The following is a 23,317-nucleotide window of genomic DNA, read 5'->3' as shown; positions in this document are numbered from 1 at the left end:
CGTCAACCTACAAAAAAGACAACAGGGGTCGTTATGGAGCAACCGAATCAGAGCTACTGCCGTGGCTCCCAGGACAAGACCTTGCTGGCCATGACCATTGGCCAGGCCTTCGACCGTACTGCCGCGCAGTATGCTGAGGGCGAAGCCCTGGTGGTCCGCCACCAACAGCGACGCTACACCTGGCGGCAGCTGGCCGAGACGGTCGATCTGCATGCGCGGGCATTTCTGGCCCTGGGCATGCAAACCGGCGACCGCCTGGGTATCTGGGCGCCTAATTGCGCCGAATGGCTGATCTGCCAGATAGCAAGCGCCAAGCTCGGGGTGATCCTGGTCAATATCAACCCGGCCTATCGCAGCAGTGAGTTGGACTACGTGCTCAAGCAATCCGGCTGCCAATGGCTGGTATGCGCCGGTTCGTTCAAGACCTCCGATTACCACGCGATGGTCCAGGCGCTCAAGCCGGACCTGCGCGGCCTGATCAGCCTCGACTCCAGCCCGCCACCGGAATTCGTGCCCTGGTCGCAGCTGTCAGCCCTGGGCGCCGGGGTCCCGGCCGAGCAACTGCACAGCCGCCAGGCCAGCCTGCACGTCGACCAACCCGTGAATATCCAGTACACCTCCGGCACCACGGGCTTCCCCAAGGGCGCCACCCTCAGCCACCACAACATCCTCAATAACGGCTATATGGTCGGCGAAAGCCTGGGCCTGACTGCGCAGGATCGTTTGGTCATCCCGGTGCCGCTGTACCACTGCTTCGGCATGGTAATGGGCAACCTCGGTTGCATCACCCACGGCACCACCATGATCTATCCCAACGACGGTTTCGACCCGCTGTTGACGTTGAGCGCCGTCGCCGAAGAAAAAGCCACCGGCTTATATGGTGTGCCGACCATGTTTATCGCCATGCTCGATCACCCGCGCCGGGCCGAGTTCCAATTGTCCAGCCTGCGCACCGGCATCATGGCCGGGGCGACATGCCCTATCGAAGTGATGCGCCGAGTCATCCATGAACTGCACATGGGTGAAGTGCAGATCGCCTACGGCATGACCGAAACCAGCCCGGTGTCACTGCAGACCGGAGCCGATGACGATATCGAGCGGCGCGTCACCACGGTGGGCCGTACCCAACCGCAACTGGAAACCAAGATTATCGACGCCGCCGGCAACACCGTAGCGCGCGGCGTGATAGGTGAACTGTGCACCCGTGGCTACAGCGTGATGCTCGGTTACTGGAACAACCCCGAAGGCACCCGCGAGGCTATCGACGACGCCGGCTGGATGCACACCGGCGACCTGGCGACCATGGATGAACAGGGTTACGTGTGCATCGCCGGGCGCAACAAGGACATGATCATTCGCGGCGGCGAAAACGTGTACCCACGGGAGTTGGAAGAGTTCTTCTTCACCCATCCGGCGGTGGCCGACGTGCAGATCATCGGCATCCCCGATGAGCGCTATGGCGAAGAAATCGTCGCCTGGATCAGATTCCATCCCGGCCATGTCGCTAACGAGCTGGAACTGCTGAGCTGGTGCAAGGACCGTATCGCCCACTTCAAGACGCCCAGGCACTTCAAGTTTGTGGATGAGTTTCCGATGACGGTAACGGGCAAGATCCAGAAGTTTCGCATGCGTGAGATTTCGATCGAGGAATTGCGCGAGCAATCTACCTAGCAGCGCACACTCCATTTGGGAGTGGCGGTGCGCCGCTCGCACATTTTGGATGCGATGAGTCAGCGAATGACCATAGGCCAGGAAGCACAAAGGGGACCCGAAGGTCCCCTTTAATTTGTCGTTGCGTGCTCTTTTCTTATTATTGAGGGGCGGCCTGTTGTTGTTTTTGGTAGCCGTGGCCCGTACCGCTATTTTTGGCGACCCCCATCCGGGGTCAAGAGCAAACGTATTTTTTTGAACGCTGACCTGCTTCTTCGTAAACGATCCAACCAGTGGGTAGCTACCTGAGGTAGTTTTATTTTTCTCTATCCGGTTGCGGGTTGCGGCACGCCGTACCCTGCGAAGCACATCTTCTCCAAAAAAATCTGTTAGCTGCGTCTCTGCCGTGTTGTTTTTGTTATGTCAGAGTCGTTTCGTCTTATTTTTATTAGGTTTGGCGCTTTTTATTCTTGTTATGCCATAGAGATAGCAGGAGGCGTGCCAACTTTTAAAAGTTGTTGAAAATCAATCGGTTATCTTTTTTGTGAGAAATATCTTTCAGTAAGGGCGACATATTTTGTTCCCGCGTTACCCGTTGTGTAGGTGTGCGGTAACACATTGTCACAGCCGTGCTACCTACCCTGCGTTACGTGCCTTCGCCACACGGGATCCACTGGGCCGCCCCAGCACCCGGCTGATCTGCTGGCCGGCGCCAATCAAGCGCTCCAGGTCAATGCCCGTGTCGATGCCCAGGCCGTTGAGCAGGTAGAGCACATCCTCGGTGGCGACGTTACCGCTGGCGCCCTTGGCATAAGGGCAACCGCCGAGCCCCGCGATAGAGCTGTCGAACACATGGATGCCTTCCAGCAGGCTGGCGTAGACGTTGGCGATGGCCTGGCCGTAGGTGTCATGGAAATGCCCGGCCAGCTTGTCCCGTGGCACCTGGGCGCCGACGACTTCGAACAGGCGTCGGGTAGCGCCGGCCGTGCCGGCGCCGATGGTGTCGCCCAGGGACACTTCATAGCAGCCCATGGCATACAGCTCGCGGGCGACGGCCGCCACTTGCTGCGGCGCGATATCGCCTTCGTAAGGGCAACCCAACACACATGAAACGTACCCGCGCACGCTGATGCCGTGCTGCTTGGCCGCGGCCATGATCGGCGCGAAACGCTCCAGGCTTTCGCTGATCGAGCAGTTGATATTGCGTTGGGAAAACGCCTCGGACGCGGCGGCAAACACCGCGACCTCCTTGACCCCGGCCGCCAGCGCATCCTCAAACCCGCGCAGGTTTGGCGCCAACGCGCCATAGGTCACACCGGGCTTGCGCTGGATCTGTGCAAACACCTCGGCTGAACCGGCCATTTGCGGCACCCATTTGGGCGAGACAAAACTGCCGACTTCGATATAGCTCAACCCGGCGGCGCTCAAGGCGTCCACCAACTGGACTTTATCCGCCACGCTGATGGGCTGGGCTTCGTTCTGCAAGCCGTCGCGCGGGCCGACTTCCACCAGGCGTACGTGTGAGGGGAGGGACATGGCAGTTACCTTCTGATTATTGGCCGGCTTGGCTCATGGTGTGCGCCAGTGCCTGGGTGCAGCGCTCTTCGGCGGTGTCCAGTTCCAGCTTCATCTGTTCGATATCCAGCAACTGTTGCTCAAGCTGTTCACGGCGCTCGGCGATCTTGGCCAACATGCTGTGGAGTTGAATCTGGTTGCCGCCGGTAGGGTCGTAGAGTTCGATCAGCTCGCGGCATTCGGCCAGGGAAAAGCCGATGCGCTTGCCGCGCAGGATCAGCTTGAGGCTGACCTTGTCCCGCGCCGAGTAGATGCGCTCCTGGCCCCGGCGTTCAGGGGCCAGCAGGCCTTGTTCTTCATAGAAACGAATGGCGCGGGTGGTGATGTCGAGCTCGCGGGCGAGGTCGGAGATGCTGTAGGTCGTGCTCATGGGGGCGCTCAAGAAAGTCTTGGCGTTAAGCTAATGGCAGGTTGACGTAAACGTCAAGGGGCGCTGCGCCGCCCATCGGGGGCAAGCCCCCTCCCACAGGGTCAGTACTTCAGCCTCCCGCCTGTTGTTTATCCAGTTTCTTTTCGTGGGCCGTGACTTGCTGGCACAGCTCGATCATCTGCTCGCGCATCCAGCGGTTGGCCGGATCCTGGTCGGTGCTTTCATGCCAGTACAAATGGGTTTCCACTGGCGGCACATCGTTGACCGGCAAATTGAACCAGTGCAGTTCATGGCGGCGGGCGAAGCGCTCGGGCACGGTCATCACCATGTCGGTCTGTTGCAACACCTGGGAGGCCATCAGGTAATGCTGTGAGCGCAGGGCGATCTTGCGCTGGATGCCCATTTTGCCCAGGGCCAGGTCCACATGGCCCAAGCCGTTGCGGCGGCTGGAGATATGGATATGGGTCAGCGACAGGTAGTCATCCAGGCTGAATTTGTCCTTGCCCGCCATCGGGTGGCCTTTGCGCATGGCGCACACGTAGCGGTCCTCCATCAGCTTGACATGGCGCACCTGCGGGTCGGTGTTGAGGGGCGCGTCCACGGCAAAATCCAGGCGCCCGGCCGCCAGCTCCTTGGTGGTCTCACGGCGCTTGGACAGGAAGCTCTCGATCACCACGGTCGGCGCCAGGCGACGCAGGCGCTGGAACAGCTGCGGCAGGATCACCGCCTCGGTGAGGTCGGTCATGCTGATGCGGTAGGTCTTGGCCGCCTGCTGCGGATTGAAGATGCGGCTTTCCTGCACCGACACTCGCAGCAACGACAGCGCATTGCGCACCGGGCCGATGATGTTCTGCGCCATGGGCGTGGGCACCATGCCCTGGGCGGTGCGCACGAACAGCGGGTCATTGAAGGTCTCGCGCAAACGCGCCAGGGCGTTGGACACCGCCGGCTGGGTGATGCCGACGATCTGCCCGGCGCGGGTCAGGTTGGCTTCGGTGTAGATCGCATCAAAGACGATGAAGAGGTTGAGGTCGACCTTGCTCAGATTCATTTCGTTGCGCTCTTCTTGTTAGATGTCCATACGCCGATCATATATCGGTGATGAATGTTAATACACGCCGAGAATAGGCTAGGTAAATTATCAACGCTGTTCTAGCATCGAATGCATGACCTAAACAACCTCTCAAAGAAGGGAGCTGCTCATGGATTTCGCCTATTCGCCCAAGGTTCAGGAACTGCGTGAACGCGTCACTGCGTTCATGGACGCTTATGTCTACCCGGCCGAGCCAGTGTTTGAGCGCCAGGTTAATGAAGGTGATCGCTGGCAGCCCACCGCAATCATGGAGGAGTTGAAGCTCAAGGCTAAAGCCGAAGGCCTGTGGAACCTGTTCCTGCCTGAGTCCGAACTGGGCGCCGGCCTGACCAACCTTGAGTACGCGCCGCTGGCCGAAATCATGGGCCGCTCCCTGCTGGGCCCGGAGCCCTTCAACTGCTCCGCCCCCGACACCGGCAATATGGAAGTGCTGGTGCGCTATGCCAACGAAGCGCAGAAACGCCGCTGGCTCGAACCGTTGCTGCGCGGCGAAATTCGCTCCGCCTTTGCCATGACCGAACCGGACGTGGCTTCTTCGGACGCCACCAACATGGCCGCCCGCGCCGAACGCCAGGGCGACGAGTGGGTGATCAACGGCAAGAAATGGTGGACCTCAGGTGCCTGCGACCCGCGCTGCAAGATCCTGATCTTCATGGGCCTGAGCAACCCGGATGCGCCGCGTCACCAGCAGCACTCGATGATCCTGGTGCCGGTGGATGCACCCGGCGTAAAAATCGTACGGCCGCTGCCGGTATTCGGCTACGACGACGCGCCCCACGGCCACGCCGAAGTGCTCTTCGACAACGTGCGCGTACCCTACGAAAACGTCTTGCTCGGTGAGGGCCGTGGTTTCGAGATCGCCCAGGGCCGCCTTGGCCCGGGCCGTATCCACCACTGCATGCGTTCCATCGGGATGGCCGAGCGTGCGTTGGAGTTGATGTGCAAACGCTCGGTCAGCCGCACTGCATTCGGCAAGCCCCTGGCGCGTTTGGGCGGCAATATCGACAAGATTGCCGACTCGCGCATGGAAATCGACATGGCGCGCCTGCTGACCTTGAAAGCGGCGTACATGATGGACACCGTGGGCAACAAAGTGGCGAAAAGCGAAATCGCCCAGATCAAGGTGGTAGCGCCGAATGTGGCCTTGAAGGTGATCGACCGTGCGATCCAGATCCACGGCGGCGCCGGGGTTTCCAATGATTTTCCGCTGGCCTACATGTACGCCATGCAACGTACCCTGCGCCTGGCCGACGGCCCGGATGAAGTACACCGCGCGGCAATCGGCAAGTTTGAGATTGGCAAGTATGTGCCTAAAGAGCTGATGCGCAGCGGGCAGTAATACCGCGTCGCCTGTATTCGCGAGCAAGCCCGCTCCCACACTTGACCGCATTCCCATGTTAGAAATCGGTCAAGTGTGGGAGCGGGCTTGCTCGCGAAGAGGCCGGCCCAAACAACACACAACCCAAGGTTCAATACACCCAAACTTCCACCCGCCGATTCTTGATCCGCCCCTCATCCGCCGTATTCGCCGCCACCGGCATCTGCGCGCCAAACCCGCGAATATCCCTGAGCACCACGCCGCTCTTGACCAGTTCCCGGCGCACCGCCATCGCCCGTAACTTCGACAACAACGCCGCACGCTGCGGATCATTCTTGGCATCGCCAAACCCCACCAGCGTCACCCGTTTATCCAGCTTGCCGTGGCTTCCTATATAAGCCACCACTCGCTGCAGATCCTGGCGCGCCTTGTTGTCCAGGCTGGCGCTGCCTTCCTCGAAACGGAAATTCACCGTCAGGCGCTGGGCGTCACGGGCGATGGCCTGGTAGTCGTCGGGCATTGACGGGCGTGGCGTCACGCCTATCGCTTGTACCTGCTGGGCGATAAAGCCATTGGCGGCCACAATCGCTTGGCCCTTGCTGCCTTGGCTGAAGTCCACCAGCGCCTTGGCCCACGGGTTGCGGGAAGAGGGCGGCACGTAAAAGAACAGCCGCCGTGACAGCGGGTAATCCTCGGTGGCAATCAAGCTGGTCAAGGGCAGCATCGGTTGTGAGTCGCCGTCGACAATCGCCACCGCCTTGGCCTGGCGCACATAGGGCAGGCCGATAAAACCGATGCCTTGCGGGTCATGGCTGACCGCATCGGACAACGCCTCACTGGACTCGAAGCGCTGGGCGGTCCCGGCAAGCGGTTTGCCCCGTCGGCTCAACACCAGTTCCTTGAACGTGTCGTAGGTGCCGGACTGATCATCCCGGGCATATAGATGAATGGCACCGCCAATGCCACCCAGTGCTTCCCAGGTGCTGACCTCGCCATTGAATATTTGCGCCAACTGCTCGGTGTTCAGGGTATTGAGGGGGTTGCGAGGGTTGAGGATGATCGCCAGACCATCGATGGCGATTACCTGTTCAGCGTCAGGGCTTTTCAGATCGCCCAGGGGTTCGAGGTCCACCAGCTCACTGTCCTTGATCGGGCGGGACGATGCGGCGAGGTCGGCGCGAGCGTTTTTCAGCGCGGCAAAGCCGGTGCTGGAACCATGGGCAGCGACCTCGACGGTCACCGTCTTGCCTTGGCGCGTCTTGCCGACCACGCGCTGCTCGTTCGCCCCGGCACCTGGCTCGCTGTGTACGCCCTGCAAGCCTTGATGCTCCATTAACCCCTTGACCAACGCGGGGCCGAGCGCCGCGCCGATGGTGTTGGAGCCCTGGATGCGTAGCGCAGGGCCTTGGTCGGGAATGGGCAGGGGAGTGGCCACGGCGGGCAGGGAGATCGCAAAGCACAGGAACAGAACGCGCAGCTTCATGCTGGCACCTTCTCAAGCCAAAGGGAGTGCCGCGAGATTAAGTCAGGCTGGTTGCATAAATATGACTGATGCATCGCAAGGCTAAATGTGGGAGGGGGCAAGCCATAATGCCGGTCAGTCAAGCGAGCGAAGTGCTCAAAGTAGCGAAGATCAAATGTGGGAGCGGGCTTGCTCGCGAATGCGTCGGACCAGCAAACATTGAGGTTGACTGACCCACCGCTTTCGCGAGCAAGCCCGCTCCCACAGGGGATCTGCGCTTAACTGACTGGCATTAGCAGGCCGTTTTGAACTGAAATCGTTTTTCCGCTGCAAATCCATACTGCTTTATATTTATGAATGCCTGTTTATTTTGACAAATGCTCAAGATATCTATGCAGAACATCATATGTAAATTCAGAATGATGAATATTGCTCCCTTTCAAAAAGTTTTTTACATTACTGCAGTCCCAGGAATAATTATTTTGATAGAGTTCGAGGATCGACTCGCCATTATGCATGTCGTCCTTAAATAGCCCGAGCAGGGGGTAAAGTATTGAGTCTTGGTTGTCGCTCCAAAGCTTTACCCAATCTCTAAAAGGCAATACTTCAAATTTGCGTCCATAATGATCTCCTACACGATTACAGAATTCCTGGAGGTCAAGGTTTGTACGATCATCCTGACATAGATTAAATTTTTTCCCTAGAGCTTTAGGGTCTCTCGAAATGTGTGCAACAGTCTCTACCATGTAGTCGACAGTCGTCAGCCCTTCACGCATATTCTGCAGGGCCGGAATAGCATTATAAGTAAGACACGTCTGTATGAAACGCCCCCACCATTGATAGTGAGCACAAACACCTGTGCGGCTGTGACAAGTGGCATACCCAAGACGAAAGGTCATCACGGGAAGACCCTTCGAAGCAGCAAGATCTGTAATTTTTTCCATGACCCATTTGCTTTGTACATAACCTAAGTCATCACGAATTGCAGGTAAGTTTTCATCAATGCTATCTTCTTCATAGACTCTGGTTTTTTTCGTGTACCTGTGTCCCCAGCTATAAATAGAAATGGTCGACATAAGCATTAAGGGTTTGGTTTTTTGGAATGCGCAAAATTTTATGATTTGTTTTAAGCCATCGACGTTGTCCTTTTTCATGTAGGAATAGGGCATGATAAAGTTGACGGCACTTGCGGCGTGATAAACCAGGTCAATTGCTTTGACAAGTAAAAAATACTGCTCGTCCTCGATTCCCATATTGGTTTCTGGTAAGTCGGCAGTATATACATGAATGCGATCCCAATCACGCTCATCGATAATAACCTGATAGCGCTCACTGATTTGCTGGATCCGAGTTAAGCCAGAAGCTGAGCTATCGCACCTTACAGGACAGTGGACGGCGGCAGCACTCGTAGCTAGAAGTTGCGCGAGTAAATGTATTCCAACGAAGCCTGTTACTCCGGTTAACAAAATGTTTTTTGGTTCGGTTATTTGATTTGGATCGAAGTCTCCAAAAAAAACGGTGTCAGGGAGCAGTGTCACATCATTTTCAAATTTAGCGACCGGCTTGGTGTATGAGCCAGTTTCCGAGTAGTTAGTGCGACTGAGTAATTCAGTGGCAAGATCTTTAAAGATAAGATGCTCATAAATATCACTAACAGTTACCTTTATGTTGAGGCGGAAAGAGAGAGTTTTTGCAAGCTCTGCCGCCCGTAAAGAATGCCCGCCTATATCAAAAAAACTATCGTTCAGCCCGAAATCCCCATGTTTAAGTAGCTCAAACCAGATGTATGCTATCTCCTTCTGAAGCTCATTTTCAAAGTGTTCAACATTCAATGAGGCGGAAGGTATGTTTTTCAGTATTTCAAGCAAAGCCGGCTTGTCGGTTTTTCCATTTGAATTACTGGGTAATGCTTCGAGACAATGGTACTTTTCGGGAAGCATATAGTCCGGCAAATCAGCCTCAAGGCTACGGCGTAAACTGGAAATAAGTCGCTCTGAGTGTGAATCTTTATTTCGTTTTACGATGAATGCGACAAGACGTTTGGTCGCCTGTGAGTCCGTTTCTTCTACCACCACGGCTACAGAATTGACTTCTGGTTCTTTAAGTAGTCGCGCTTCGATTTCACCTAATTCAACTCTGTATCCTCGGACTTTGACCTGACCGTCCATTCGACCTAAGAACTGAATGCTCCCATCTTCTAACAAACGCCCTTGGTCTCCACTCCGGTAAATTCGACACTTAAGAATTTCAGAGTATACGAAACGTTCGGCGGTCAGTTCTGGCGCACCTAAATATCCACGGGCCAGACAACTACCTGCTATGCACAACTCTCCGACTTCGCCTGCGGGACGTTCGATTAAGTTCTCATCTAGAATATAAATTTTGCTATCTCCAATTGGGTGCCCGATGGATTCTGGTCGCTTCAGTCGCTTGCTTTCCACAACTTTTGAAGTAACAAAGATAGTGGCTTCCGTGGGGCCGTAGCAATCTATTAGAGAATAGGGTAGATGCGTAACCTCAACGGGATGTAGTTTCTCTCCACAAGTATATATGTACTTTAGTTTTAATCCTTCTGGGTGTGGAGTATTTAATATGTCATATATTTTTAATGTGGGGATAAAAGCATGAGTAATTTTGTTTGCAACGCAAAATTTTAAAAAAGAAGTACTGTTGAGAATTGACTCATCATCCAGTAGATGTATACACCCCCCAGCAGTCAGTGCTGACCAGATTTCTGATTGACTAAGGTCAAAACCTACGGAGGCCATCAATGTGGAGCGACTGGAATCGGTGATTTCTAGATTTATATTGTGCTGTAGAATTAGTTTCGCGACGGAGTGGTGTTCGATTACAACACCTTTCGGATTGCCCGTTGTACCTGAGGTGAAAATAACGTACATAGCGTCTTCAGGGAGGATGTTAACTGGCTGGTAAGGCAGTTCATCTCTGGCGTGCAATAGTTCCTTTATTGATTTAACTTCGCAAGATAATAATGGTGATTTGTCATTGCTGTTGGTTGATAGGATAATTGAGGCGGCGCATTGTTTAGCAATGTATTCCTTTCGTTTTTGCGGCAGTCGTCGATCCACGGGAACAAGCGCAGCTCCACGTTTGACAATGGCAATTAATGCAATGATTAATTCAATTGAACGTTCTGCTTGTACTAAAACATAGTCTCCCCGACCAATGTTGCGCGATTGTAGATAAGCGGACACCTTTGAACTTCTATGGTCGAGGTCGGCATACGTTACACTCTCTTCAGAGCTAACGATAGCCAGGTTGTCAGGGTTGATAGATAGTTGCTTGCTGAATAATGAAGCGACAGTATTCGTTGTCATGTTTCTAGCTCCTAAGGTAATGGGCGCGCTCTAATGCAAGTGGCGTTGACCGCGGTTGAGGCCTTGGGTTGATGTCGTATAAAAAATACAATCTTGATGTGTTTTTTGATACTCAGTCTTCTAAGTTAAATCCTAAGAATACGTTGTCTGGATCGTATTTGGTTTTTAGTGATTTTAGTTTTGTCCAGCTGCCACTTGAATAGCATAGGGGTATATTTTTCTTCCTGTGCTCCCGATCTAGCTCATTTATATAGAAACCGCTCGCGTACTTTTGCAAGTCTGCATAAAATTGATAGAGCCAATTTGTGTTATCGTCGTCATTTTCTTTCTCGTCCCACTGCGCATAAGTGGAAAGATAGAAGTCGCCAACTGCGGAATATGCAGCTTCAGGTAAATGTCTTGTTTTTTGCAGAACGATCAGTGGTTGACTGCTTGGAGAAGGCGACAGCGGAAGATGCTTGAGGATGATTTTTGCAGCTGGAGTAATATCGTTAGTCAAGATATTATCCGAAATCCATCGGCTGCACATGTGCATCAATTTGCTATTTTTGTAAAAGCAGTCAAAGTCAGTGATGAGTCCTCGATCAATTGATAACACTTCTGGCATGATTGAAAGTGATTCATCTAGCAATGCATGTAGATTCTGTTCATTTGCTTTATAACTAGCAAATGCTATGGCGCTGACCATAGTTAGTCGTCCATGATCTTCAGGGCGACAAGCGTCTGCTAACGAGGTTGGAGTTGTAGGCATTGTTATCATGACTTGCAAAGATGGAGCTATCTTGTTTGAGATGTTATTTAATTTCTCTACTAGTTTTGGTAGGCTTGAAAAGCCAAATATGTAGTTGTTAGTTGTAATGACGTTTGGTCTTTCGTAACATTTAAGATAAAGGCCCACTACACAAAAAAATATGCCTGATGCCCCCCCTTGTGCAGCCCAGAGTATCTCTGGATGTTCAATGTAATTTGCGTGAAGATGCTCACCAGACGGCATAATCACATCTACGGCTTCTATATTAAATGTGCTCATGCCGCCCCAGGCGGAGCAATTTATCCCGAGCCCTCCACCTAGTAAAAAACCGGCCATAGTTACATCTCCATCATGACCGGTAGAAAAAGCTAATGAAAAGCCACTCAATGAACTATCCAGTTGCGCACTCGTAACTCCAGGTTGGACGTAAGCGACTCGTCGTTTTGGATCTACTTTGAGCTCATTTAGCCTTGATAGGTCAAGTAAGATGCAGTTTTCTTGCAGGAAACACACGGAATGAGAATGTCCACCTGTTTTGCAGCTTATGGAGAAGCTATTTTTTCGAGCAAAATTTATTGAAGTTATTACATCTTTCTGGCACTTGGCAACGACCAGTGCTGCAGGTTGTCTGTCTGGTATTCTTCCGTTCCAAATGGCTTTAGATATAGAGTTTTCGTAGTCGTTATCTTCTCTAAGGTAGACTTCGCCTTTGATACTTTTGTGTAAGTTGTCAATTCCTTTTGAGCTGTACATAACATCCTCCGTGACGTTGGTTTTATCTAAATAATAAATAATTGCTGCGATTTATTCTTGCTAGCGAATTCTTAGAATTGTGCGTGTAAACAAGACATTTTATAACTGTTATAAATGACAGTTTTTTATAATTAAATGAAATTTTAAAAGAGATTTTTATTTCTATTGGTGACTCTTGCTGTGTTTTTTCAGGATGGTTGATCCTGCAGGAGTAATAACGCGGAAAGTCAAAATTTATATTGTTTTATGGTGGTGCCGGATACGTTTTTTCGTATCGTTTGGGGCTGAGCCATGTGAAAGCTCAGATTTTTCCCGACATCTCAAGTTAATAGAAAAGGCCACCATAGCAGGCCGTTGAAAAAGACCAGACCGAATTGGATTCTGGCAAACCCCCAGTCATATCCCTCTCTGTCAGCGGAAGACCGAGCCAATGCGTGGACCCGATCTCAAGCAAAATGACCTGTTCAGTTATACGCTTGAACAGCGTATCCCCAAGGATCATCCGCTACGCCCGCTGGTTGATACGATTTTGGTCTCGATGGATTCTGATTTCGAGGCTTTGTATTCCTCGCTGGGACGCGCCTCTATTCCACCAGAGCGTCTACTGCGGGCTTCGTTGCTACAGGTCAATATACCCTGCGCTCCGAGCGGCAATTGGTCGAGCAGATCGATTTTAATCTGCTTTTTCGCTGGTTCAGCGGCCTGTCGATGGACGAACGGGTGTGGGATCACTCGACCTTCAGTCAGAACCGAGACCGCCTGTTTAACCAGGATGTTGCGCGCCTCTTTTTCCAGCGCATCAAGTCGCTTACCCAATGGTCGCAGTACGCCAGCGATGAGCATTTCAGTGTGGACGGCACACTGATCGATGCTTGGGCTTCGCATAAATCCTTCGTTAAAAAGGACGATGGCGAGAAGTCGGACGATGAGCCTCCAGAGGGTGGACCTCGCAACAACTATCTCGACTTCAAGGGTGAGAAACGCGGCAAGAAGACTCACCAATCGACTACCGATCCCCAGGCACGGTTGGCTCGTAAGAGCCCGTCCGATGGCAGCCGCCTGGCCCATATGGCCCACACCCTGATGGAAAACCGCAATGGGTTGATCGTGGATGTTGAATGCACCGAGTTCAATGGACATGCCGAAGTGGGTGCCGCTTTGAAGATGCTTGAACGCACGGCCAAACCTGGCAGCACAGTGGGTGCGGACAAAAGCTACGGCCAGAAATTTTTTGTCCAGATGGCGCGTGATTTGAAGGTGACACCGCATGTCTCGAGGAAGGCCATCAAGAGCGCAATCGATGGGCGTACGACCCGTCATCCGGGTTATGGCATCAACATGAAAATACGAAAAAGAATCGAGGAAGGATTTGGCTGGTTAAAGGCCGTGCGAGGTCTGCGCAAGACCAAGCTGATCGGCCGTGAAAAGCTCAGTGCTCAGTTGCTGCTGGGCTTTTCGGTGTACAACTTGATCTGTTTAGGGGTTTTGTCAGGCTTGTGGCGTGGGTCGCATGTTTGGGCGAGGTGCGCCTAGAAATTGCCCACAGGAGAATATTTGCGCTGGAACTGGGAAAACACCCGCTGATTGAGGCGGGATAAAGGGCAGCGCCAAGCCTGAGCGGCTGAAAAACTTCAAACTTGGCGGGTTGGGGGAAGTAGGGCCGAATTTTCAACGGCCTGTTAGGGCAAGCCCTCTCCCACATATTGATCTTTACCTGGCTTGATATCAGCTCAATTCCAGCCAGATCGGCGCATGATCCGAGGGTTTCTCCAACCCACGCAGGTCGTAATCCACCCCGGCATCCTTGACCCGCGGCACCAAGCCAGTGGATGCCATGATCACGTCAATACGCAGCCCACGCTTGGGCTCATCTTCAAACCCACGGCTGCGGTAATCGAACCAACTGAAGCGGTCGGCCACGTCCGGGTTGAGGTGACGGAAGCTGTCGACCAGGCCCCAGTTCTTCAGGCGTGCCATCCACTCGCGCTCTTCCGGCAGAAAGCTGCACTTGCCGGTTTTCAACCAACGCTTGGCGTTGTCGGCGCCGATGCCGATGTCGCAATCTTCCGGAGAAATGTTCACATCGCCCATCACCACCAGCGCCTGGTCACTGCTGAACTGGCTTTCCAGCAGTTGCTGCAAGTCTTCATAGAAGCGTTGCTTGGCCGGGAACTTGGTGGGGTGGTCGCGGCTTTCGCCTTGGGGGAAGTAGCCATTCATGATGGTCACCGGGTGGCCGTTTTCATCGGCGAAGGTGCCCCAGATAAAACGACGCTGGGCGTCCTCTTCATCGCTGGCAAAACCTTTGTTTACGCTCAGCGCCTCTTTGCGCGAGAGCAGGGCCACACCGTAGTGGCCTTTCTGCCCGTGGTAGTACACGTGATAACCCAGGGCCTGCACCTCGGACAACGGGAACTGGTCATCGTGGACCTTGGTTTCCTGCAGGCCGATCACATCCGGTTGATGTTTTTCAATCAGCGCCGCCAGCTGGTGAGGGCGGGCGCGCAGCCCGTTGATATTGAAGGAGACGATTTTCATGGTCGGCAGTCCAGTCTGGCAAAAGCGCGATGCTAGCCGACAAGTCCGGCGGGGGCCAGCGTGGCGGTAGGGCAGATGCACTGCTAATGTCTGGGAACGACTGGAGCTGCACAGGTTCGTACCCATAAGAACGCCATGTTTGAGTGGCGCCCAGGAGATTGACTGTTATGCCAGACACTTCGACGGCCATTGCCGAAATCCGCCTGCTCAATAGCGGCTACTCCCGCGAAGCGCGATCCCTGCTTTACCAGGCGTATCGCCATGAGCCGACCTTCGCCTACATCTTCGAAGCCGAACGGTCAGGCTATGAACAGCGGGTACGCGCCACCGTGCGCGAACTGGTCAAGCAGCATTTCTTCCAGAAGCTTCCCGCCATCGGCCTGTTCGTCAACGACCGGCTGATCGGTATCGCCCTCATCGCACCGCCGCAGCGGCGTCTGGGCATCACCGAGAGCTGGGCCTGGCAAATCCGCATGTGGCTGAGCACCGGTGTGCGCGGTACGCGGCGTTACCTGGAATACCATCAGGCCGTGCTGGCGTGCCTGCCCAGCGAGTCGGTGCATGTGTTGCCATTGCTGGGCATTCACCCGCAGTTCCAGGGCAAGCACTATGGTGAGCAACTGCTGGAGGCGGTGCACAATTGGTGTGCCGACGACCCGCATTCCTCCGGCGTTGTGCTGGATACGGGCAATTCCCGCTACCTGGATTTCTACAAGCGCCAAGGTTATGAGGAGATCGGCGAAGTCGCTGTAGGCCCGGTGCTGGAGCATGTGTTTTTCCATCCCAATCCGCAGGCGTTACATGCTGTAACGGCTTAGGACAGAATTATTCAGACAATTCCAGGTTCAAAGAGCCTCCCTAGCTCGTGTAGCATCCGCGCCTATGAAGTTTCCAGGAAGATATACCAGCGGCTTGATTCTGCTGTTCACGAGCTGCGGCGCATTTGCGCAAAGCGAACTGGACGTGCGGATCAAACCCTCAAACGACGCGCTGAAGGCCAACATCGAAGGCTATATCGGCGGGGTGGGCGATCGTGATGAAGAAGCCTTGCTGCGGTTCAGCCGCGGCGCCGAGGAGCAGGCGCGTAAAGCCGCTCAGGCCTTGGGCTACTATCAGCCACAGATCGCCAGCGATGTGAAGGGCGGCAAGAACCCGCGCTTGACCCTGACCATCGACCCCGGCGAACCGGTGCATTTGCGCAACGTGACCATTCGGGTCGATGGCCAGGCCGCGAGCCTCAAGGCCTTTCGCGTGCCCGCCAGCGACGACCTCAAGTCCGGCGCCGTGCTCAACCACGGCCATTACGAAGACGCCAAGCGCCTGATCCAGAACCAGGCGTCGCGCTACGGCTTTTTCAGCGGGCGGTTTACCAGCCAGAAACTGGCGGTGGACCCCAAGGCGGGCGTGGCCGATATCGAACTCATTTACGACAGCGGCCCGCGCTACAGCATGGGCAAGGTCAGCTTCAGCGGCGACACGCCGTTTGATGAAGAGCTGTTGCAACGCATGGTGCCGTTCAACAGCGGCACGCCGTACGACTCCGAACTGGTCGCCGAACTCAATCAAAACCTGCAAGCCAGCGGCTTCTTTGAAGGCGTGCGCGTGGACGCCAGCCCCACCGCTGCGACCAATGACGTGATCCCGGTCGCCGTGCAGCTGGAAACCCGCAAGCCGCGCACCATGGGCCTGGGCCTGGGTTACTCCACCGACGTCGGCCCACGGGGCAAAGCCAACTGGACGCGCCATTGGGTCAACCCCCAGGGCCACAGTTATGGCTGGGAAGCCGAACTGTCGGCGCCACGGCAGAACGTCGGGCTGTGGTACGACATCCCGCTTGACCCACCGCTCACCGACAAATTGCGCTTTGCCGGCGGCTATCAGAATGAAGAGATCGCCAACACCGATACCTTGAGCAAGCTGCTCACCATTGGCCCCGAATGGCACAGCAAGTTGCCCAGCGGCTGGACGCGGGTGATTTCCCTCAAGTACCAGCGGGAAGAGTACCGCCTGGGCAATGACTCGGGCCTGAGTAACCTGGTGATGCCGGGGGTCAGTTATTCCTACCTGCGCAGTGACAACCGCATCGACCCGCACCATGGCTACCGGCTGATGTTCGATACCAAGGTCGCCAAGGAGGGCCTGGGGTCCGACACCAACCTGCTTTACGGCACCGCCACGATCAAGGGCCTGACCACCTTGTGGGACAACCACCGTTTCCTGGGCCGCGCGCAATTTGGCGGCAGTGCCACCAACGGCTATAAGTCCGTGCCACCGTCACTGCGCTTCTTTGCCGGCGGCGACCAGAGCGTGCGCGGCTATGAGTACCAGACCCTGTCGCCAGAGAACGATCGCGGCGATCGCATCGGTGGCCGCTACATGGTGGCCTTGAGCGCCGAGTATCAATACTCCATCACCGACAAATGGCGCATCGCGACCTTTGTCGACCAGGGCAACTCCTTCAACAACCTGGACTTCCCCAGCCTGAAAACCGGTGTGGGCGTTGGCGTACGCTGGGTCTCGCCAGTGGGGCCGATTCGTCTCGACCTGGCGCATGCCCTCGAAGATCCGGGCGGCGTTCGATTGCACTTTTCCATGGGGCCTGAGCTGTGATGCGTGGTTTGAAAATAGCGGGGCTGGCGCTGGTCGGCATCCTCGCTTTGCTGTTGTTGGCGCTGTGGTCGGTACTCGGCACTCAGGCCGGCAGTCGTTGGGCCTTGGGCCAGGTGCCGGGTTTGAGCGTAGAGAATTTCCAGGGCCGCCTGGGCGGGCAGTGGAGCGCCGAGCATCTGCTGTGGCAGCAGGACAGCAGCCGCGTCGAGCTGAATGCGCCGAAGTTTGATTGGTCGCCCGGCTGCCTGCTGCGCATGACCCTGTGTATCAACCAGCTGGATGTGGAGCAGGTCAGCCTGGAATTTCCACCCAGTGCCGAAGAGAGCAGCAGCGGGCCGATTCAACTGCCCGAACTGAAACTGCCGCTTGCCCTCCAGTTGGGCGACGTTCGCATAGGTAGCCTGTTGTTCAACGGCAGTGAAGAGCTCAAGGGCCTGCAATTGGCGGCGCATTGGACTGCCGCCGGCCTGCAGATTGACTCGGTGCATGTGCAGCGGGACGACCTGGTGCTGGACCTTGCCGGCCTGCTGCAACCCACTGGCGATTGGCCGCTCAATGCCACGGGCAACCTGAGTTTGCCCTACGCCCCAGGCGGTGCACCCTGGGCTGTCGCGCTCAAGATCGACGGCGACCTGCTCAAGACCCTCAAACTCGACGCCGACAGCAGCGGCTACCTGCCGGCCAAGCTCAGCGGCGAGTTACAACCCCTGGTGGAAAACCTGCCGGCCCAGTTGCACATCACCTCCGAGGCTTTCAAGCCCAGCGCCGACCTGCCTGACACCCTGCAACTCAACCAACTGGACCTGAGTGCCAAGGGCGACCTGAAAAGCGGCTACCAGTTGCTGGGCAAGGCCGTGCTGCCGGCGGAAAAAGGCCCGGTGGATTTGCTCTTGCAAGGCAAGGTCGACGCCAAGGGCGCGCAGATCGCCGGCCTGGACTTGAATGCCGGTGACAAGCAAAGCCTCAAGCTCAGCGCCAACCTGGACTGGCAACAAGGCTTGCGCGCTGACGCCAAGATCGACTGGTTGGACTTCCCCTGGCATCGCCTCTATCCCGTGATCGACGAGCCGCAAGTGGCATTGCGCACCTTCAACGGTGAAGTCTCTTATAAGGACGGCAATTACCTCGGCAATCTCAAGGCCGACCTCGACGGCCCAGCGGGTAAATTCAATGTGGTCACGCCCTTCAGCGGCGACCTCAAGCAAATCTTTTTGCCCGAACTGAAACTGACCGCCGGCCAGGGCAAGGCCGAAGGTCACCTGAACGTGCAATTTGCCGACGGCATTGCCTGGGATACCGCGCTGGATCTGTCGGCGCTGAACCCGGCGTACTGGGTCGCGGAGTTGCCCGGCACCCTGGCCGGGCCGCTGCGTAGCAAAGGCGAGTTCAAGAATGAACAGCTCAAGCTCAACGCCGATTTAGACCTCAAGGGCCGCCTGCGTGGGCAGACGGCGGTGCTGGCGGCCAAGGCCGAAGGCGCCGGGGAGCAATGGACCCTGGCCAACCTGGATATCCGCCTGGGCGACAACCGCATCAACGGCAGCGGCAGCCTGCAACAACGCCTGGCCGGGCAGATCGACATCAAGCTGACGCGCCTGGCCCAGCTATGGCCGCAACTGCGTGGGCAAATCAATGGCCGTGTCGATGTGGCAGGCACCCTGAAAGCGCCCCAAGGCAAGCTCGATCTCAAGGGCCAGCAACTGGCATTTGCCGACAACCGCCTGCAAACCCTCAACCTGGACGCCAGCCTCGATAGCGCCCAGCGCGCCAAGCTCGACCTCAAGGCCAGCGGCATCCAGGCCGGCGAAACCCAGGTGGGTAACCTCACCGCCAGCGCCCAGGGCGATATCAACAGCCAGAAAGTCCAGTTGGACCTGGCCGGCCCGTTGGTCAAGCTGGCCCTGGCCTTGGATGGCAACCTCGACAAAGGCAACTGGCGCGGGCGCCTGGCCAGCGGCGATGTGCAAGCCGGTGGCCAGGACTGGCGTCTGCAAGCTCCGGCGAAAATCGAGCGGCTGGCCGATGGCAAGCTCACCTTCGGCGCGCACTGCTGGGTCTCCGGGCCGGCCAGCCTGTGTGGCGAAGACCAGCGCCTGATGCCCGAACCGAAGCTGCGTTACCACCTCAAGCAATTCCCCATCGATAGCCTGGCGGCCTTTTTGCCCAAGGACTTCGCCTGGCAGGGCAAACTCAACGCCGACGTCCAACTGGATTTGCCGCAGAGCGGGCCCAAAGGCGTGGTGGCGGTGGACGCCAGTGGCGGCACCTTGCGCGTACGGGACAAGGGCCAGTGGCTGGATTTCCCTTACGACACGCTGAAGCTGGAAACCACCCTCAACCCCAAGCGCATCGACACCCAGCTGAATTTCCGTGGCGGCAAGCTCGGCGAGTTGGTGTTACAGGCGCAAATCAACCCGTTGCCGAACAACAAGCCGATCACCGGCAATTTCAGCCTTACCGGCCTGGACCTCGCCGTGGCGCGGCCCTTTGTGCCAATGGTGGAAAAACTCAACGGCAAGCTCAACGGCAATGGCCGCATCTCCGGCGGTTTGCTCGCACCACTGGTCAACGGCAACCTGAGCCTGGTGGACGGTGAAGTCTCCGGGCCGGAATTGCCCATCAGCCTTGAGGGCCTGAACCTGCAGGCGCTGATTGCCGGCGAAAGCGTGCAGCTCAATGGTGGCTGGCACAGCGGCAAGGCCGGGCAAGGTAGCCTCAAGGGCCAGATCGACTGGGGCCGCGCCTTGGTGGTCGACCTCAGCCTCAAGGGCTCGCAACTGCCGGTCACGGTGGAACCCTATGCCAAGCTGGAAGTGGCGCCCGACCTGAAAATCAGCCTCAAGGATGACAAGCTGGCAATTGCCGGCAAGGTTCACATCCCCCGTGGCGATATCACCGTGCGCGAACTGCCACCGTCGACGGTCAAGGTCTCCGATGACACGGTGATCATTGGCAGCCAGACCGAAGAGGGCAAACCGCCAATGGCCATGGCCATGGATATCGACGTGGAGGTGGGCGAAGACCAACTTAACTTCGCCGGCTTCGGCCTCACTGCCAAGGTCCAGGGCCATGTGCATATCGGCGACAACATGGACACCCGCGGCGAACTGTGGCTCAACGACGGCCGCTACCGCGCCTACGGCCAGCGCCTCAACGTGCGCCGTGCGCGCCTGCTGTTCGCCGGGCCGCTGGACCAACCGTTCCTGGATATCGAAGCGGTACGCATCGTCACCGAATCCAGCCGCACGGTCACCGCGGGTATTCGCCTGAGCGGCAGTGCCGAACAGCCGACCACGCAAATCTTCTCCGAGCCGGCCATGGCCCAGGAAGATGCGCTGTCCTACCTGGTGCTGGGCCGCTCGCGCACCAACACCGGCGAAGACAACAACATGCTTGCAGAAGCCGCTTTGGGCCTGGGCTTGATGGGCAGCGCCGGTTTGACCTCGGATATCGCCAACAAGCTGGGCATCCAGGATTTCGACCTCGACACCCAGGGCAGCGGTAACAGCACCGCCGTGGTGGCCAGCGGCAAGATCAACGAGAAGCTCAGCCTGCGTTACGGGGTAGGGGTGTTCGAGCCGGCCAATACCATTGCGTTGCGCTACTTGCTGAGCAAGAAGGTGTACCTGGAAGTGGCCACGGGCGTGGCCAGCTCCCTGGATATCTTCTACAAGCGCGATTTCTAAGCCTTACTGGGTCAAAATGTGGGAGGGGGCTTGCTCCCGATAGCGGTTGATCAGTCAGCTTATCTTTAGCTGACCCACCGCTATCGGGAGCAAGCCCCCTCCCACATTTTAATTGCGTGCCAAGCCTTTAGATCGGGCAACTACCAAGCAAGCTAATTATTCCATTTGACATTCGCTGCCTAAGCAGTAACATCTCGTCACACATTCGCTGCCTAGGCAGTAATAAGGTGACTTTCGATGCCTCACTTCACCCCTGACAACTTCCACAACTGCCATCTTGGCTTGTTGCTGGGCCGCGCCGCGATTCTCAAGGACCGGATCATCGACACGCATATGGAACCCCACGGCATCACCGCCGCGCAGTTCAAGGTGTTGATCATCATGGCCCAGTTCGGCGTCGACACCCCGGCCGAGCTGTGCCGCAACCTGTCTCTGGACAGCGGCTCGATGACGCGCATGCTCGACCGGCTGGAGCAAAAAGACCTGCTAAGCCGCAAGCGGTCCGAGCTGGACCGCCGTCAGGTGCAGTTGGTGCTGACCGCCGAAGGCCAGCGCCTGGCGGACATGTTGCCGCATATCGGCGCCCAGGCCCTCAATCAACTGGCTGGCGCCCTCGAACCGGGCGAGCTGGAAAGCCTGGAACGGATTCTGAAGAAGATTTTGATCGCTGCGGGTGACCCCATCACTATCCAGCGGGTAGGTAAACAATGAACACACGCGCATTCAGCCTCGTGCTAGCGGCGATGACGCTGGCCGGTTGTGCCAACTACAGCGGCCTCGACACCCAGGGCCAACGCCTCGACGCCAACACCCTGCAAACCGGTAAATCCCTGAGCGGCGTGACCCTGTCCAGCGCCGCGTGGCCGGCCGCCGACTGGTGGAAAAGCCTCGGCGACCCTCAGCTCGACGGCCTGATCGCCGAAGCCCTGCAAAACAGCCCCGACATGCAAGTCGCCGATGCCCGTGCCCATCAGGCCGAAGCCGCCGCCTATGCCGCCAACGCTGCACGCATGCCTACCCTAGATGCCAGCGCCGGCGTCAGTCGTTCGCGCCTGGCCAAAGACCAGGACCCGCGGGGGCAGGGCGATGCGTACTCGACGGTGCGCAATGTCGGCGCCAGCTTCAACTACAACTTCGACTTGTGGGGCGGCCAGCGCGCCGCCTGGGAGGCCGCCCTGGGCGAGGCCCGCGCCGCCGAAGTCGATCAACAGGCCGCGCGCCTGACCCTGGCCGCCAACGTGGCCAAGGCCTACAGCGACCTGGGCCAAGCGCATATCGTGCGTGACCTGGCCACCGACGACCTCAAGCGCACGCGGCAGATGCTCGACCTGAGCAAGCGCCGCTTGAGTTCCGGCATCGACAGCGAGTACCAGTACCAGCAGACCGAGAGCCTGGAAGCCAGCTCCCAGTCGCAGTTGATCGATGCGGAAAAACAACTGCAAAGCGCCAAGATCGCCCTGGCGGTGTTGCTCGGCAAAGGCCCGGACCGTGGCAGCGAGCTGGCGCGCCCGGCAGTGCTCAAGCCCAGCGCCGTCGCGGTGCCTTCGGTACTGCCTGCCGAGCTGCTCGGCCGACGCCCCGACCTGGTCGCCGCACGCTGGCGGGTAGAGGCGGCGAGCAAGAACATCGACGCCAGCAAAACCCGCTTCTACCCCAACCTCAACCTGAGCGCGAGCGCTGGGGCGGAGTCGTTGCTGGGGGACGCGATGTTCGGTTCGGCCAGCCGCTTCTTCAATATCGCACCGACCCTTTCGCTGCCGATCTTTGACGGCGGTCGCCTGCGCGCCGACCTCGATGCCCGCGACGCCGATTACGACCTGGCGGTAGCCCAGTACAACAAAACTCTGGTGCAAGCCTTGGGCGATATCGGCACCACCCTTTCGCAGCTGCGCGACACCGGGCGGCAGATCCAGGCCCAGCAACATGCCGCGGACATCGCGCAACAGTCCTACGACACCGGGTTGCAGCGCTACAGCTCAGGCATCGGTAACTATCTGGATGTGCTCAGCATCGAGCAGCAATTGCTGCAGGCCCAGCGTCAGTTGGCAACCCTGAATGCCGCGCAGATCGATCTGTCGATTCAACTGATGCAGGCCCTGGGTGGCGGGTACAACGCCAACAGCGTGACCGCGACCACCCCCGCTACACGCACGGAATAATTTGAGGTATTTGT

Annotated in this window: 14 protein-coding genes and 1 pseudogene; 8 read left to right on the top strand and 7 right to left on the bottom strand. The window is 56.8% G+C overall.

Annotated features, from left to right (window positions below):
- Positions 1 to 33 precede the first annotated feature (33 nt).
- Positions 34 to 1,671 carry an AMP-binding protein gene (locus tag JFT66_RS20300; RefSeq protein WP_198859964.1) on the top strand — a complete coding sequence of 546 codons (1,638 nt, stop codon included), beginning with the start codon at positions 34 to 36 and terminating at the stop codon, positions 1,669 to 1,671.
- Between the two features lie 615 nt (positions 1,672 to 2,286).
- Here the strand turns inward: JFT66_RS20300 and JFT66_RS20295 are convergent.
- The 3 genes from JFT66_RS20295 to JFT66_RS20285 all read right to left on the bottom strand — a co-directional run bounded on the left by JFT66_RS20295 (position 2,287) and on the right by JFT66_RS20285 (position 4,646).
- Positions 2,287 to 3,186: a hydroxymethylglutaryl-CoA lyase gene (locus JFT66_RS20295; RefSeq protein ID WP_198859963.1), complete on the bottom strand. Its 900-nt coding sequence runs from the start codon at positions 3,184 to 3,186 to the stop codon at positions 2,287 to 2,289.
- A gap of 16 nt (positions 3,187 to 3,202) precedes the next feature.
- The gene (locus JFT66_RS20290) at positions 3,203 to 3,595 is read right to left on the bottom strand and encodes a MerR family transcriptional regulator (RefSeq protein ID WP_034120318.1); all 393 of its coding nucleotides are present in this window, start codon (positions 3,593 to 3,595) and stop codon (positions 3,203 to 3,205) included.
- Between the two features lie 109 nt (positions 3,596 to 3,704).
- Positions 3,705 to 4,646, bottom strand: a complete 942-nt coding sequence (locus JFT66_RS20285; RefSeq protein WP_034120317.1) for a LysR family transcriptional regulator — start codon at positions 4,644 to 4,646, stop codon at positions 3,705 to 3,707.
- Between the two features lie 151 nt (positions 4,647 to 4,797).
- Between JFT66_RS20285 and JFT66_RS20280 the strand changes: the two genes are divergently transcribed.
- On the top strand, positions 4,798 to 6,027 hold the full coding sequence (locus JFT66_RS20280; protein WP_034120316.1) for an acyl-CoA dehydrogenase: 1,230 nt from the start codon (positions 4,798 to 4,800) through the stop codon (positions 6,025 to 6,027).
- A gap of 130 nt (positions 6,028 to 6,157) precedes the next feature.
- On the opposite strand, the gene JFT66_RS20275 is transcribed toward JFT66_RS20280, so the two are convergent.
- From JFT66_RS20275 to JFT66_RS20265, 3 genes are all read right to left on the bottom strand, one after another.
- A complete protein-coding gene (locus JFT66_RS20275; RefSeq protein ID WP_198859962.1) occupies positions 6,158 to 7,489 on the bottom strand; it encodes a substrate-binding domain-containing protein in 1,332 nt (443 codons plus the stop codon).
- A 344-nt stretch (positions 7,490 to 7,833) separates the two neighbouring features.
- Complete coding sequence (locus tag JFT66_RS20270; RefSeq protein WP_198859961.1) at positions 7,834 to 10,806, bottom strand: amino acid adenylation domain-containing protein; 2,973 nt, start codon at positions 10,804 to 10,806, stop codon at positions 7,834 to 7,836.
- A 112-nt stretch (positions 10,807 to 10,918) separates the two neighbouring features.
- Positions 10,919 to 12,310, bottom strand: coding sequence for an FAD-binding oxidoreductase (locus tag JFT66_RS20265; protein ID WP_198859960.1), 1,392 nt, complete (start codon positions 12,308 to 12,310; stop codon positions 10,919 to 10,921).
- A gap of 430 nt (positions 12,311 to 12,740) precedes the next feature.
- Here JFT66_RS20265 and JFT66_RS20260 point away from each other — a divergent pair.
- Positions 12,741 to 13,843: pseudogene (locus JFT66_RS20260) on the top strand (IS5 family transposase).
- Between the two features lie 192 nt (positions 13,844 to 14,035).
- Here JFT66_RS20260 and xthA read toward each other — a convergent pair.
- Positions 14,036 to 14,848 (bottom strand): exodeoxyribonuclease III, encoded by an 813-nt coding sequence (gene xthA, locus JFT66_RS20255; RefSeq protein ID WP_198859959.1) that lies wholly within the window; start codon positions 14,846 to 14,848, stop codon positions 14,036 to 14,038.
- A gap of 167 nt (positions 14,849 to 15,015) precedes the next feature.
- On the opposite strand from xthA, the gene JFT66_RS20250 reads away from it, so the two are divergent.
- The 5 genes from JFT66_RS20250 (at position 15,016) to JFT66_RS20230 (ending at position 23,303) form a co-directional block, all read left to right on the top strand.
- Positions 15,016 to 15,666, top strand: a complete 651-nt coding sequence (locus tag JFT66_RS20250; protein ID WP_034120313.1) for a GNAT family N-acetyltransferase — start codon at positions 15,016 to 15,018, stop codon at positions 15,664 to 15,666.
- 64 nt (positions 15,667 to 15,730) lie between these two features.
- Positions 15,731 to 17,458, top strand: coding sequence for an autotransporter assembly complex protein TamA (locus JFT66_RS20245; protein WP_034120312.1), 1,728 nt, complete (start codon positions 15,731 to 15,733; stop codon positions 17,456 to 17,458).
- The gene (locus tag JFT66_RS20240) at positions 17,458 to 21,144 is read left to right on the top strand and encodes a translocation/assembly module TamB domain-containing protein (protein WP_198859958.1); all 3,687 of its coding nucleotides are present in this window, start codon (positions 17,458 to 17,460) and stop codon (positions 21,142 to 21,144) included. The genes JFT66_RS20245 and JFT66_RS20240 overlap by 1 nt, the downstream gene beginning before the upstream one ends.
- Before the next feature lie 237 nt (positions 21,145 to 21,381).
- Complete coding sequence (locus tag JFT66_RS20235; RefSeq protein WP_034120310.1) at positions 21,382 to 21,855, top strand: MarR family winged helix-turn-helix transcriptional regulator; 474 nt, start codon at positions 21,382 to 21,384, stop codon at positions 21,853 to 21,855.
- Positions 21,852 to 23,303, top strand: a complete 1,452-nt coding sequence (locus tag JFT66_RS20230; protein WP_034120309.1) for an efflux transporter outer membrane subunit — start codon at positions 21,852 to 21,854, stop codon at positions 23,301 to 23,303. The genes JFT66_RS20235 and JFT66_RS20230 overlap by 4 nt, the downstream gene beginning before the upstream one ends.
- Positions 23,304 to 23,317 lie beyond the last annotated feature (14 nt).

Origin of the sequence: Pseudomonas sp. MF6755, assembly GCF_016405635.1 — a bacterium.
GTDB classification, from domain to species: Bacteria; Pseudomonadota; Gammaproteobacteria; order Pseudomonadales; family Pseudomonadaceae; genus Aquipseudomonas; species Aquipseudomonas haemolytica.
This window is presented reverse-complemented; position numbering and strand designations above follow the sequence as displayed.